Origin of the sequence: Aestuariivirga litoralis, assembly GCF_015714715.1 — a bacterium.
Classification (GTDB): Bacteria; Pseudomonadota; Alphaproteobacteria; order Rhizobiales; family Aestuariivirgaceae; genus Aestuariivirga; species Aestuariivirga litoralis_A.
Genome location: NZ_WAHS01000002.1, coordinates 544861 through 556496, shown reverse-complemented (window position 1 = coordinate 556496; position 11636 = coordinate 544861). Strand labels below are relative to the sequence as shown.

Below are 11636 nucleotides of genomic sequence, written 5' to 3'. Positions count from 1 at the left end.
CTGAAAATTCAGCGAGTTCTGTCATGGCTACCAAACCCAAGAAAGTCGTCCTTGCCTATTCGGGCGGGCTTGATACTTCGATCATTTTGAAATGGCTTCAGACCGAATATGGCTGCGAGGTTGTCACCTTCACTGCCGATCTGGGGCAGGGCGGCGAGATCGAGCCGGCGCGCAAGAAGGCCGAAGCGATGGGGATCAAGCAGATCTACATCGAAGATGTGCGCGAGGAATTCGTGCGCGATTTTGTTTTCCCGATGTTCCGCGCCAATGCACTTTACGAAGGTGTTTATCTGTTGGGCACGTCGATCGCGCGGCCGCTGATCGCCAAGCGCCTGATCGAGATTGCTGCCGAAACCGGCGCTGATGCCGTGGCCCATGGCGCCACCGGCAAGGGCAATGATCAGGTACGTTTTGAACTCACGGCTTACGCGCTGAACCCCGATATCAAGGTGATCGCACCCTGGCGTGAATGGCAATTCAAAAGCCGCACGGACCTGATCGACTTTGCTGAGAAGAACCAAATCCAGGTGACCAAGGACAAGCGCGGCGATGCGCCGTTCTCGGTCGATGCCAATCTCTTGCACTCCTCGTCTGAAGGCAAAGTGCTGGAAGACCCGTGGGTGGAGCCGCCCGCCATCGTCTATCAGCGCACCATTGCGCCGGAAGATGCGCCCGACAAGGCAACCTATGTCGAGATCGAATTCCTGAAGGGCGACCCCATCGCCATCGATGGCAAGGCCATGTCTCCGGCCACACTGCTGACCGAGCTTAATCGCCTCGGCCATGACAATGGCATTGGCAGGCTTGATCTGGTCGAGAACCGTTTCGTCGGCATGAAATCGCGCGGCGTTTATGAAACGCCGGGCGGCTCAATCCTGTCGGTTGCGCACCGCGCCATGGAAAGCCTGACGCTGGACCGCGAAGCGGCGCATCTCAAAGATTCGCTGATGCCGAAATATGCCGAGCTGATCTATTACGGCTTCTGGTTCGCGCCGGAGCGCGAGATGCTGCAGGCGATGATCGACAAGGCGTCTGAGAATGTCGAAGGCACGGTGCGCCTCAAGCTCTACAAGGGCAATGTGATCGTGGTGGGCCGCAAGTCCACGAAGTCGCTCTATAACAATGAGCTGGTGACCTTCGAGGACGACCGCGGTGCATATGACCAGAAGGACGCGGCGGGCTTTATTCGCTTGAACGCCCTGCGCCTGCGCACGCTGGCGGCGCGGAAGCGGAATACTTAAACTCAGACTCTTCTCACAGACGCAGATTTAGGCGCTAGAAGGTGGCAAACACCATCGTTTGCTTCTCCATGCTGCACATGCTAAGGGCGGCGCAAATCCGCTCAATTTGACAGAAAGTCCGCGCCTCCCATGAATTTGCGCAACATTGCCATCATTGCCCACGTTGACCACGGCAAGACCACTTTGATCGACCGCCTGCTGTCGCAGTCCGGCACCTTCCGCGACAACCAGAAGGTTGCCGAGCGTGCGATGGACTCGAACGATCTCGAAAAAGAGCGTGGCATTACCATTCTCGCCAAGGTCACTTCGGTGCAGTGGAAAGACACGCGCATCAACATCGTCGACACGCCCGGCCACGCCGATTTCGGCGGCGAAGTTGAACGCATTCTCAACATGGTGGACGGTGCTGCGCTTCTCGTCGACGCCGCTGAAGGCCCGATGCCGCAGACCAAGTTCGTGCTGCAAAAGGCCCTGAAGCTCGGCCTCAAGCCAATCGTGGTGATCAACAAGATCGACCGCCCGGACCAGCGCTTCCAGGAAGTGGTGAATGAGGTGTTTGATCTCTTTGCCGCACTCGATGCCACCGATGAGCAGCTTGATTTCCCGATCATTTACGGTTCTGCCAAGCTGGGCTGGATGTCGCACAAGCCGGAAAAAGAAGAAGACAACATGGCGGCGCTGTTCGACACCATCGTGTCGCATGTGCGGCCACCCATCGTGGAAGAAGGCCCGTTCCGCATGCTGGTGACGACGATTGAAGCCAATCCGTTCCTGGGCCGCGTGCTCACCGGGCGCATCCGTTCGGGTTCGATCAAGGCCAACCAGGCCGTGAAGGCCTTGGGCCGTGAAGGCAACATTGCTGAAAGTGGCCGCATTTCAAAAGTTCTGGCCTTCCGTGGCCTTGAACGCCTGCCGGTGGATGAAGCTTTTGCCGGCGACATTATTGCCATCTCCGGCCTCACCATCGCCACCGTGGCCGATACGATTGCTGACCCTGCCGTGACTGAGCCGATCCAGGCGCAGCCGATTGATCCGCCGACTTTGACCATGACCTTCCGCATCAATGACGGCCCGCTGGCTGGCAAAGAAGGCGACAAGGTGCAGAGCCGCGTGATCCGTGACCGCCTGCTGCGCGAAGCTGAAGGCAATGTGGCGCTGAAGGTCACGGCATCTGAAACTGAAACCGATGCTTTCGAAGTGGCAGGCCGTGGCGAATTGCAGCTTGGCATTCTCATTGAAGTGATGCGCCGCGAAGGTTTCGAGCTCACCGTGGGCCGCCCGCGCGTGGTGTTCAAGACCGATGAAGCCACCGGCGAAAGGCTGGAGCCGATTGAAGAAGTCGTCATCGACGTGGACGAAGAACATACTGGCGTGGTGGTGCAGAAGCTTTCCGAACGCCGCGCCGCGATGCGCGACATGCGCCCCTCGGGCCATGGCCGCCAGCGTATCGTGTTCCACGCGCCAACGCGCGGCCTCATCGGCTATCAAGGCGAATTGATGAGCGACACGCGCGGCACAGCGATCATGAACCGCCTGTTCCACGAATATGCGCCTTTCGTGGGCGACATTCCCGGCCGCCACACGGGTGCGCTGCTGTCGAATTCGGATGGCGAGGCCGTGGCCTATGCCATTTTCAACCTGCAGGACCGCGGGCCGATGTTCATTGAACATGGCACCAAGGTTTATCAGGGCATGATCATTGGCGAGCACACGCGCGGCAATGATCTTGAGCTGAATGTGATCAAGGGCAAGAAGCTCTCCAACGTGCGTTCCAAGGGTGCAGAAGAAGCTGTTGTACTCACGCCACCGATCAAGATGTCGCTGGAAAAGGCGCTGGCTTACGTGGGCGAAGACGAACTCGTGGAAATCACGCCGAAGTCGATCCGGCTGCGCAAGATCCATCTCGATCCGAACGAGCGCAAGCGCTTGAGCCGCGCCAAGGAAGCGGCGGAGTAAGGCGCCTTCTTACTCTCGCGCCAACCCGCTACAGGATTCCATGGTGATGCCCGGTGGGCCTACTTTGGAATCCACCGTGGGCACATCGGTCTCGCACTTGAAGTCCACCGCCAGGTCGTCGGCGGCCTTTTGCGCCTGTGCATTGGCGTTGGGATAAGAGCCCGACACATAATGCATGTGGCAGGCTTCGCCCTTTTCCAGCTTGCTTACCACCAGCCAGGTGGCCTGCTTGGTGGAATCTTCCGGATCGATTGAAACTGTCCAGCGCAGGATGGCAGCGAAAGGCTTGCCGTTCTTCACGCGCCATTCGACCGTGTTGCCTACCGAGTTAAAGCCGTTGAAGGTCTTCAGCCCGGCGCAATTGTTGCCCTTGACCTTGCCGAAGGCGGCGGATTCACGGTCATCGGCGGAGCTGACGAACACATCGTAGCCACCCAAACCTTTGCAGGCCCAAGTGCCGCCGAAGACATACTCGTCGGCTTTCTCGGTCTGCCGGCATTTCTTCAAGTCGATCTTGGTATAGACTGACTTCACCGCATCAGCCTGTGCGGTTGTGCTGATCGCTAAGGCACTCAAGGCGAGAACAAAAAATCTCATTTCTGTAACTCCGCAAAGTGCCGGATGGATTATTGCATCAGCGGCAATAGGTAGTAGATGACGGCCTGTTCAAGGAACGCCAGAAGAATGAACAGCACGATGGGCGAAAAATCCAGCCCCGAAATCGAAGGCAGGATGCGGCGGATGGGGGCCAGCACCGGCTCAGTCAGCACGCGCAGCACTTGGTCCACCTGGCGCACAAACTGGTTGCCGTAATTGATGATGTTGAAAGCCAGCAGCCAGCTCAACACGATGGTGGCGATCAACACCCAGCGATAGATCGAGATGATTTCGAGAAGCAGCCAGATAAAGGGATTCATGTACAAAGGGTCCTTGGGTTCAGCCTCGAGATTTAATCACAAGCCCTTGCACTTACAAGCCTCGGGCGGTGTTGACGCCGGATGGCGCCCGCGACTAGATTGCCGCCACCTTCAACGGCCATGTCGCGCGCCGCAGAATGGGGCGGTAGCTCAGTTGGGAGAGCGCGGCGTTCGCAATGCCGAGGTCAGGGGTTCGATCCCCCTTCGCTCCACCACTCATTTCAGTGACAATTCAAATTCGTCGCACTTTTTGGGAATGGCCCGGTTCTGCGGGGCTTTTGCTACGCTAATCTCACGGCTGTAGTCTCTGGCGGCGTCTCTGCATGGATTTTCCGCCCAATTTGTCGTCCTGGTCTCAGGCTCTCAGCAAAGTTTTCCAAATTCGGACTGGTGCTTGGGTGAATTAGCGCCGAAATTTGCCACTAACGCCACAAGTCATCGCACTTTAACTCATGGCTAAACTGGACAGCTGTCACAAGTTTTCCAATCAACTAAACTGTTTTTTTGATCCGTTAATGCAGAGAAGAACAAGTGTTCGCATAACCGGCGTTATGGAATGAGGTAAAGCGGCTTGCAGGACCGCTGCAAGCCGTAAGGTAAGATCACGAAAGCCAGCCGAGACCAACCGAAGCGCCAAGTGACGTAGCGCCACTGCCAAGAAGCGACTGGATCAGCAGGGCAAGAGCCCAGAAAGCCGGAAATTCCCAACCGCCACCTTCATTGCTGAACATCCAGCCCTTGGCGCCATGGACCGTAACGATTGTGCCAATGATGAGCGGGATGAGCGCGAGCGCGACCAGGGTGGTCGCGACCCCTAGGAGTAGCAGCATGCCGCCGCCGAGTTCGGCTGCGATAGTCATGTAAGCGACAAAGCCAGGCAGGCCCAGGGACTTGAAGTAGGCGGCCGTGCCGGCGGGCTTGAATACAAGCAGCTTCAGCAGGCCATGGGCCAGGAAGAGCACGCCGAGAGAGACGCGCAATAGCAGTGTCGCGTAGGGAATGAAGTCAGCATGTGTCATTTTGATTGATCCTTAAATTGAAAGAGCTGTTGGTTGCCGTAACGATCATTCGTCGTTCGGTAAAAAGTTGGTTAGGCTAAGTCTTCTTCGTCGGCCTCGGCAATCAGCTCATTGAGATTCAACGGGCTGTTCAGCTGGCCGATCTTCGCGCGTGTCAGATTGCCCCGCCAACGGGCCCAGGTTTCAGGGGGACGATCCCAGGCAAGCTCGATGCCGTTACCGTCCGGATCACGGAGGTAAACAGCGAGATGGCTGGTGTGGTCAGCACTGCCGTCGATCGGGTAGTCCTTGTCGACAAGGCGTTTGACGATGTTCGCGAGGTCTTTTCGTTCGGGATAATTCAGAGCGAAATGGTAAAGCCCCGACGTGTTGTCGCCGGGCGGGTTGCCATCTTTGCTTTCCCAGGTATTCAGGCCAATTTGGTGGTGATAGCCACCTGCCGACAAGAAGGCGAAGTCGCCCATGTTGAAGTTCAGATCAAAACCCAAAACATCATCATAGAAGGCGATGGCTCGATCCAAGTTGGCAACCTTCAGATGGACATGGCCAAGCTTGAAGTTACCGGGAATTCTGTATTTCGTCATGGTGTTCTCCTGCCCCTTGCGGGGCGCATTCCTGTTATTTGTTACCGCGCGAAAACTGAGTCAGCTCTTTCACCATCTGACCCACTTTCCATTTGATAGAATCCTCAAGCGGATCGCCGTTCGCATCGAAGGCACTGCTGGACGGCCCGATGCCGAGCAAAGTGGGTGCGAGAAGGGCTCCCAGCTTGCTAAGTGAGTCCCGCAGATGCTGGATGCCGGCGATGCCGCCATACTTGCCCGCTGAAACAGCGCCAATGCCCCAGACCGCATGGCCCCATTGGTCGTGCTTCTGTCGGGAAACCCAACTGATAGTGTTCACGATGAGCGCTGTCGCGCCGGCGTTGTGTTCTGGAGAAGCAATGAACACGACATCGGCCGCCGCAAACATTTTGGCGAGTTGGCCGGCTGCTTCAGGAGTGTGTTCTGCTTCCAGATCCTGATTGAAGATCGGCATCGGATAATCGGCAAGATTGAGATCAGTAACCTCGTAGCCTGTTTCACGCAGCTTCCGGCCCATGTGGAGCTGCAAAATGTGATTGTAGGAACCTTTGCGGATTGAACCAGAGAGAGTCAGAGCAGTTTTCACGATGGCCTCCAATGTGGAATTGAGGGCGCTCTCGCTGCCGAGGCAACAAGAGCGCTTGTTGTTACTGGATTTGCGACATCAGAGAGGCGTTGTCCCAGAAGAGGTATTCTTCATCCATCACGCCGGCCTTGGTCCAATGACCGATGGTCGACATCGAGAGGGTGAAGTGCTTGCCAGTCGGAGCTAGCGTCTTGCCGCCGCCAAGATCCATAGGCTGACTGAAGCTGCCTTCGATGGTGCCGATCACGCCGGTCCAGACGCCTGTGCCGAACTTGACCGGATGGGCAACAACCTTGTGATCAGGAGAGAACACGAAGAACGGCTTGAGCGCAGCGATATGAGCATCCAGGCCCTTGGTGGTGGAGCCGTCGGGATAATGTACGAGCACGTCAGCCGAATGGCTTTCCTTCAGGCGGTCCCACTTCTGGTTCGAATAGACATCGAAATCCAGGTTGTCGAAGGTCTTGATGTAGGACTTCGTAGTCGCTTCAGCGTTCTGGTAGGCCTTAAGCTGAGCCATGATTGAGGCCGGCACAGTCGTCTTGGCCATGACAGCTGCGGGAGCCATGGTGAGGGCCAGGGAAGCGACCAGGGTGGTGAGTGAGAGTTTCATATTGGATCTCCTTGTTAAGTAGTGGTCGCAATATGGATCTTTTCATGAAAGGTAATAATATGCTCAAAATTTGAAACACCTAACACCCTAGGTAGGAAATGGCTGACCGCTTAAAAGGCATTGAAGTATTCACCCGTGCGATGAATGAAGGCGGCCTTTCGGCCGCTTCGCGAAGCCTCGGCATATCACCAGCTATGGCGGCAAAGCATATGGACGCCCTTGAAGCCCGCCTAGGCGTAACGCTGGTTCATCGCACCACGCGAAAACTGAGCCTTACTGAGGCAGGCCGGCGCTTTCTGGATGAAGCCACCCGACTGCTCGCTGAACTGTCTGATGCGGAGGCTGAGGCATCAGCCAGCACCATGGCTGTTGAAGGCCTTCTGCGGGTCGCGGTCCCGGTTTCATTTGGAACCATCAACATTGCGCCCATCTTGCCCGCTTTCAGCGCGCGCTATCCATTACTGACGGTCGAGTTGGGATCGAGCGATCGTTTGGTCGATCTGATGGAAGAGGGCTGGGACGTCGCCATTCGTGCCGGCAGGCTCAGAGATAGCTTACTCATCGCTCGCAAACTGGCGTCGCTGACGGCCGTTGTCTGTGCTTCGCCGGACTATCTCAAAAAACGAGGCGTCCCTCGGACGATTGCCGACCTTAAGCATCATGTCTGCGTTGGATACACACTATCTGCCACAGGAGGCGGCAAGGTTTGGCGTTTCGGCACCAAGGGCGACATTGATGTGCCTGTCCAGGGCGTGCTGTATGCTGACAATGGCGACACTCTTGTTGCAGCTGCTGTTGCCGGCCAAGGGCTAGTGTATGGGCCAACCTTCATCGCGGCTCCAGCATTGGAAGATGGTCGACTGGAAAGAGTGGAACTGGAGGTTCCGCTGGTCGACATGGGAGCGGTCTATGCCGTAACCCATCCTAACAGGCGCCCAGCTGCCAAGACCCGCGCGTGGATCGAATATCTGGTAGAGGAGATGCCAAAGCAGCAGCACTGCTTATAGAACGCAGCGCCGCTCCGAGCTGCTGGTCAGCTAACCAGCCCTTCGCATAGGATAACATATGGAATACGCGTCTTAGATCGGTAAATGAGACCCGTTCACTCTGAACGCAATTGGCGTTAGTGACAACTGCTTGTGGCAAGTATCCACTTTACAAGAGGATGCTCCGTTGGCGAGTCCATCTGGCTCTCGCACCACCTAAAGCCCCGTGAAAGGGGGGCTTGCTGATCAGTCAAGGTTCGTCTCAATCTTGGTCACAGCAATGCTTGGTTTGCTTCGGAAATCCAGCGCCAAGTGCAACCAGTATATGATGCAGTGCATAAAGGTTGGATCAGCGAGCTTCGTGCATGCTGCATCTGTCTGACCTTTAGGATAAGCGGGTGAGCTTGCTCGCGCAACTCTTGGATGGTCATCTGGGCAAGTCATTTCCAATCGTCTAAACTGACGCATACGCGACGCGCTTACGCGTGTCGCCGAATAAGAAAAATTGTTTGCAAGGCAATCAGGTGATCAAACACAAAGTCGAGGACATTGCTAAACTGGCCGGCGTCGGGACAGCGACAGTTGACCGGGTGTTGAACGAACGTGGAAATGTCAGCCAAAAGACTCTCGAAAAGGTGTTGAGTGCGGCGCGGCGTCTGAAACTCAAACGCGTTTTACCGACTACCCATCGCCGTGTGTTGCGGATTGAAGTTTTGCTGGCTCGTGCCGAACTGCCACTTATAGCACGCATGAAGCACGAATTCGGCAGACTCTCAGAACGGATGGATCGCTCCGTGATCGTTCAGCGCACTATTCTCAAAACAGATGATCCCAAAGTGATTTCAAAGGCAATTTCTGACACAAAAGCTGATGGACTGATCATCTATCCGATGGATGATCAGATGATCTCCAACGCAATCGCCAAAGTCCATGCGCGGGGTGTGCAAGTCGTCACTATAATATCCGATATTCCGTCTTCACTTCGCCTGGCATATGCTGGCCCTGACCATTACGAAGCTGGAAGGACGTCAGGTTTCTTCATGGCGAAAATGGCAAGATCGCCAGGCGCTGTTGCAATTCTCTGCCATAACCAAAAAGTTCTTGGCCATGCCAGACGCATGCAAGGATTTAGAGACGCGCTGGCATTGCACAACAGTTCCCTGGAGATAGCCGCCGTTTTAGAAGGGGGCGATGATTCCAGAAAATCTGAATTTCTCCTAATTTCTGCCCTTAAGGGGCGGACAGATTTTGTGGGTATCTATAATGTTGGAGCTGCAAATGATGCCGTGGGTGCAGTGCTAAGGCAGACCGAAAAGCATGAGCACCCCATTTTCATCGGTCATGAACTGACGCCAGAATCTCGGCAACTTTTGCAGGAGGGCCTTATGACTTTGGTGATTGATCAAAATCCTGAGCATCAGTCTCGCTTTGCGGTTGACGTTCTCTTGCACCATTTCGGTTACACGGATCATCGTTGGCTTGAGGCACCTTACCGTTCGAACATCGCTTTCAAGCTTCACTGCTTGGAAAACATGACCGAATTCACTGCCGTAGAGCCGGCCAAAATCGCCTGATTAAAAACCATCAAAATTCTATTCGAATGCGCTGTTGACCGAAGCGCAAATCTGCTTGGTGGAGATTGGCTGCTGGGGTCATGCAGGTGTGAGGTTCGAAAATTGATGCGCTATCGTAGTTTTGGCCGGGCCGGATGGCAGATCAGCGAAGTTGGATTTGGCGCATGGCAGCTCGGCGGTGATTGGGGGCAGGTCGATGATGCCCACTCCATTGACACGCTCCACTACGCTTTTGACCAAGGCGTGAATTTTGTCGACACCGCAGAACTATATGGAAATGGACATTCCGAAGAGGTGATCGGCCAGGCACTGAAAACCTGGACAGGTTCGAAGATCTATGTGGCCACCAAAGTACGTCCAATACAGTGGCCGCGACCTGATGATGCTGCACCACAGATGCGTGGCCGCTTTCCGGAATGGTACCTCCGCGAGAATGTCGAACGCTCGCTGAAGCGTCTGGGCGTAGAGCGTATTGACCTCTACCAAATGCACAGTTTCATGGCTTCGGCCATGGTCGAGCTTGACTGGCTTGAAACGCTCCACAAGCTGACGCGCGAAGGAAAAATTGACCGGATAGGCGTTTCATTGCGCGATAATGAGCCTGATGAGGCCCTTGATGCGGCCGCGTACGGACTTGTTGACTCTTACCAGGTTATTTTCAACATGTTTGAGCAGCGCCCCGCTCAGCGGCTTTTCCCCGCTGGAGAGAAGTCAAACAGCGCCTTCATTGCGCGCGTGCCCCTGGATTCGGGCTCGTTGGTTGGCAACTGGGTATCGGATTCATACTCGCACTTCGAGCCTGGCTCGCAACAGCACAACATGTTCAGAGGAGAGCGCTTCGGCGAGACTTTGAGACGTGTGGAAGCTCTGAAGACGCTTTGCAAACCCTACTATTCAACACTGGCCGAAGCAGCCATGCGTTATGTCCTGTCGGAACCTCAACTCTCGACGCTTATCCCGGGAATGAAGAACCGCAGGGAAGTCGACATGAATATCGCCTATTGTGGCGGCCAAGTCTTTCCCGCTGAACTTAAAGCTCAGCTACAGGCTCATACTTGGGTCCGGAATTACTACCACTGACGGGTACTTGACCGCGTCCCGCAATCATTTCTGGTTTATCTTGGCGACTTTCTTTTCGTAGCGCGCTTCCATTTGGGCTTGCGATTCCTTGCTGCCGTCATGCCAAGTGCCGAATAGTTTATCCAGCGCTGTGGTGCCATCGGCATAGTTCACTTCGAAATACTTGTGATGCAGATAGTGGGCATAAGCATGCGTGTCGATGCCGCCTGCGTCGCCAACCTCTATCTTATCAAAACCGACGTGGCCGACGACCGCCCCCGTTCCAGTGACTTGCAGGCCGTACAAGAACAAGAGGGGATGGGAGGGAAGTATGAGATGGATGAGTGAGTCTGACCAATAGAGCAGATGCTCAATCGGATGCATCGACAATGATGACCAGGGGCTTGGATTGACCGAATTGTGATGCACGGAATGGATGTATTTGTAGAGCAGGGGAAAGTGAATGAGGCGGTGAATGCAGTAAAAATGGAACTCGTGATAGATAGGAATCACGAGGCCAAAAAATACCAGCCAATAAGGATGCTCTGCAAAAGTGGCCCATGGCCCGATGTGGTTGGCATAGGCCCACAGGCCCAGCACTTCATAGGCGGTCCAGATGGGAATGCCTGTTGCGAATGTCCTGATGATATTGTCAATGTTCTGGCTTTTGAACATGAACACATCGCTCGGCTGTTCTGCAGGGAACTTGCTGTTATATTTGAAATTACTTCCCTGGCCGCGCTTAATATAGAGGCGCAACTCCAGAAGGCCATAGATGATCAAAACAAGTGCGCTATTGCGCGCGAGCAGAAAGATAACCCAGCCGGGAGCCAAGGTCTTCAATGTTTCGACACTGGGCGTAAGATAGAACCACGTCAGAGCGGCCAGAGCCATGAACAGCAGGTTCCAAGGGTAGAAATAGCCCGGCAACCACTTCAAAAATTTAAGAGGACGGGGTGGAAAGACAAACAGGGGTGCGGTCTCCAGCTTGTCCTTCGGCGCCCAGTCGCCTCGCTTGTTTCGCGTTCCGAATCTTAAATCGTCCACTTTGGTTCTCCGAGGTGCATTTTGGAGGGCATCGTGTGCATTCGGCATGGATGC

General features: G+C 55.2%; 12 protein-coding genes and 1 tRNA gene. 6 read left to right on the top strand and 7 right to left on the bottom strand.

All coding sequences use genetic code 11. The features are described 5' to 3' along the window. Nucleotides 1-23 precede the first annotated feature (23 nt). On the top strand, nt 24-1241 hold the full coding sequence (locus F8B91_RS14425) for an argininosuccinate synthase (RefSeq protein WP_196504545.1): 1218 nt from the start codon (nt 24-26) through the stop codon (nt 1239-1241). A gap of 129 nt (nt 1242-1370) precedes the next feature. After that, nucleotides 1371-3197, top strand: a complete 1827-nt coding sequence (gene typA, locus F8B91_RS14420; RefSeq protein ID WP_196504544.1) for a translational GTPase TypA — start codon at nt 1371-1373, stop codon at nt 3195-3197. 9 nt (nt 3198-3206) lie between these two features. Here typA and F8B91_RS14415 read toward each other — a convergent pair whose 3' ends face one another. Together F8B91_RS14415 and F8B91_RS14410 are read right to left on the bottom strand one after the other, a co-directional pair. Then, nucleotides 3207-3794 carry a hypothetical protein gene (locus F8B91_RS14415; protein WP_196504543.1) on the bottom strand — a complete coding sequence of 196 codons (588 nt, stop codon included), beginning with the start codon at nt 3792-3794 and terminating at the stop codon, nt 3207-3209. A 29-nt stretch (nt 3795-3823) separates the two neighbouring features. Further along, complete coding sequence (locus F8B91_RS14410; protein WP_196504542.1) at nt 3824-4114, bottom strand: YggT family protein; 291 nt, start codon at nt 4112-4114, stop codon at nt 3824-3826. A gap of 139 nt (nt 4115-4253) precedes the next feature. Here F8B91_RS14410 and F8B91_RS14405 point away from each other — a divergent pair. Beyond that, a tRNA-Ala gene (locus tag F8B91_RS14405) sits at nt 4254-4329 on the top strand. A gap of 387 nt (nt 4330-4716) precedes the next feature. On the opposite strand, the gene F8B91_RS14400 is transcribed toward F8B91_RS14405, so the two are convergent. The 4 genes from F8B91_RS14400 to F8B91_RS14385 all read right to left on the bottom strand — a co-directional run bounded on the left by F8B91_RS14400 (nt 4717) and on the right by F8B91_RS14385 (nt 6916). Further along, nucleotides 4717-5133, bottom strand: a complete 417-nt coding sequence (locus tag F8B91_RS14400) for a DoxX family protein (RefSeq protein ID WP_196504541.1) — start codon at nt 5131-5133, stop codon at nt 4717-4719. A gap of 71 nt (nt 5134-5204) precedes the next feature. Then, a complete protein-coding gene (locus F8B91_RS14395) occupies nt 5205-5717 on the bottom strand; it encodes a VOC family protein (protein ID WP_196504540.1) in 513 nt (170 codons plus the stop codon). A gap of 34 nt (nt 5718-5751) precedes the next feature. Beyond that, a complete protein-coding gene (locus tag F8B91_RS14390) occupies nt 5752-6303 on the bottom strand; it encodes an NAD(P)H-dependent oxidoreductase (protein WP_196504539.1) in 552 nt (183 codons plus the stop codon). A 61-nt stretch (nt 6304-6364) separates the two neighbouring features. Further along, on the bottom strand, nt 6365-6916 hold the full coding sequence (locus F8B91_RS14385) for an ester cyclase (RefSeq protein WP_196504538.1): 552 nt from the start codon (nt 6914-6916) through the stop codon (nt 6365-6367). 98 nt (nt 6917-7014) lie between these two features. On the opposite strand from F8B91_RS14385, the gene F8B91_RS14380 reads away from it, so the two are divergent. From F8B91_RS14380 to F8B91_RS14370, 3 genes are all read left to right on the top strand, one after another. After that, nucleotides 7015-7923 carry a LysR family transcriptional regulator gene (locus tag F8B91_RS14380; protein WP_196504537.1) on the top strand — a complete coding sequence of 303 codons (909 nt, stop codon included), beginning with the start codon at nt 7015-7017 and terminating at the stop codon, nt 7921-7923. Nucleotides 7924-8426: 503 nt separating this feature from the next. After that, nucleotides 8427-9476 (top strand): substrate-binding domain-containing protein, encoded by a 1050-nt coding sequence (locus F8B91_RS17020; protein ID WP_196504536.1) that lies wholly within the window; start codon nt 8427-8429, stop codon nt 9474-9476. A gap of 105 nt (nt 9477-9581) precedes the next feature. Next, nucleotides 9582-10556 carry an aldo/keto reductase gene (locus F8B91_RS14370; RefSeq protein ID WP_246715335.1) on the top strand — a complete coding sequence of 325 codons (975 nt, stop codon included), beginning with the start codon at nt 9582-9584 and terminating at the stop codon, nt 10554-10556. A gap of 24 nt (nt 10557-10580) precedes the next feature. Here the strand turns inward: F8B91_RS14370 and F8B91_RS14365 are convergent, their stop codons facing one another. Beyond that, nucleotides 10581-11582 (bottom strand): sterol desaturase family protein, encoded by a 1002-nt coding sequence (locus F8B91_RS14365; RefSeq protein ID WP_196504995.1) that lies wholly within the window; start codon nt 11580-11582, stop codon nt 10581-10583. Nucleotides 11583-11636: the final 54 nt, after the last annotated feature.

What these genes read in the sequence shown, in the direction of transcription:
- F8B91_RS14425 (WP_196504545.1), top strand. Translation starts at nt 24, where the DNA reads ATGGCTACCAAACCCAAGAAAGTCGTCCTTGCCTATTCGGGCGGGCTT.
- typA (WP_196504544.1), top strand. Translation starts at nt 1,371, where the DNA reads ATGAATTTGCGCAACATTGCCATCATTGCCCACGTTGACCACGGCAAG.
- F8B91_RS14415 (WP_196504543.1), bottom strand. Translation starts at nt 3,794, where the DNA reads ATGAGATTTTTTGTTCTCGCCTTGAGTGCCTTAGCGATCAGCACAACC.
- F8B91_RS14410 (WP_196504542.1), bottom strand. Translation starts at nt 4,114, where the DNA reads ATGAATCCCTTTATCTGGCTGCTTCTCGAAATCATCTCGATCTATCGC.
- F8B91_RS14400 (WP_196504541.1), bottom strand. Translation starts at nt 5,133, where the DNA reads ATGACACATGCTGACTTCATTCCCTACGCGACACTGCTATTGCGCGTC.
- F8B91_RS14395 (WP_196504540.1), bottom strand. Translation starts at nt 5,717, where the DNA reads ATGACGAAATACAGAATTCCCGGTAACTTCAAGCTTGGCCATGTCCAT.
- F8B91_RS14385 (WP_196504538.1), bottom strand. Translation starts at nt 6,916, where the DNA reads ATGAAACTCTCACTCACCACCCTGGTCGCTTCCCTGGCCCTCACCATG.
- F8B91_RS14380 (WP_196504537.1), top strand. Translation starts at nt 7,015, where the DNA reads ATGGCTGACCGCTTAAAAGGCATTGAAGTATTCACCCGTGCGATGAAT.
- F8B91_RS14370 (WP_246715335.1), top strand. Translation starts at nt 9,582, where the DNA reads ATGCGCTATCGTAGTTTTGGCCGGGCCGGATGGCAGATCAGCGAAGTT.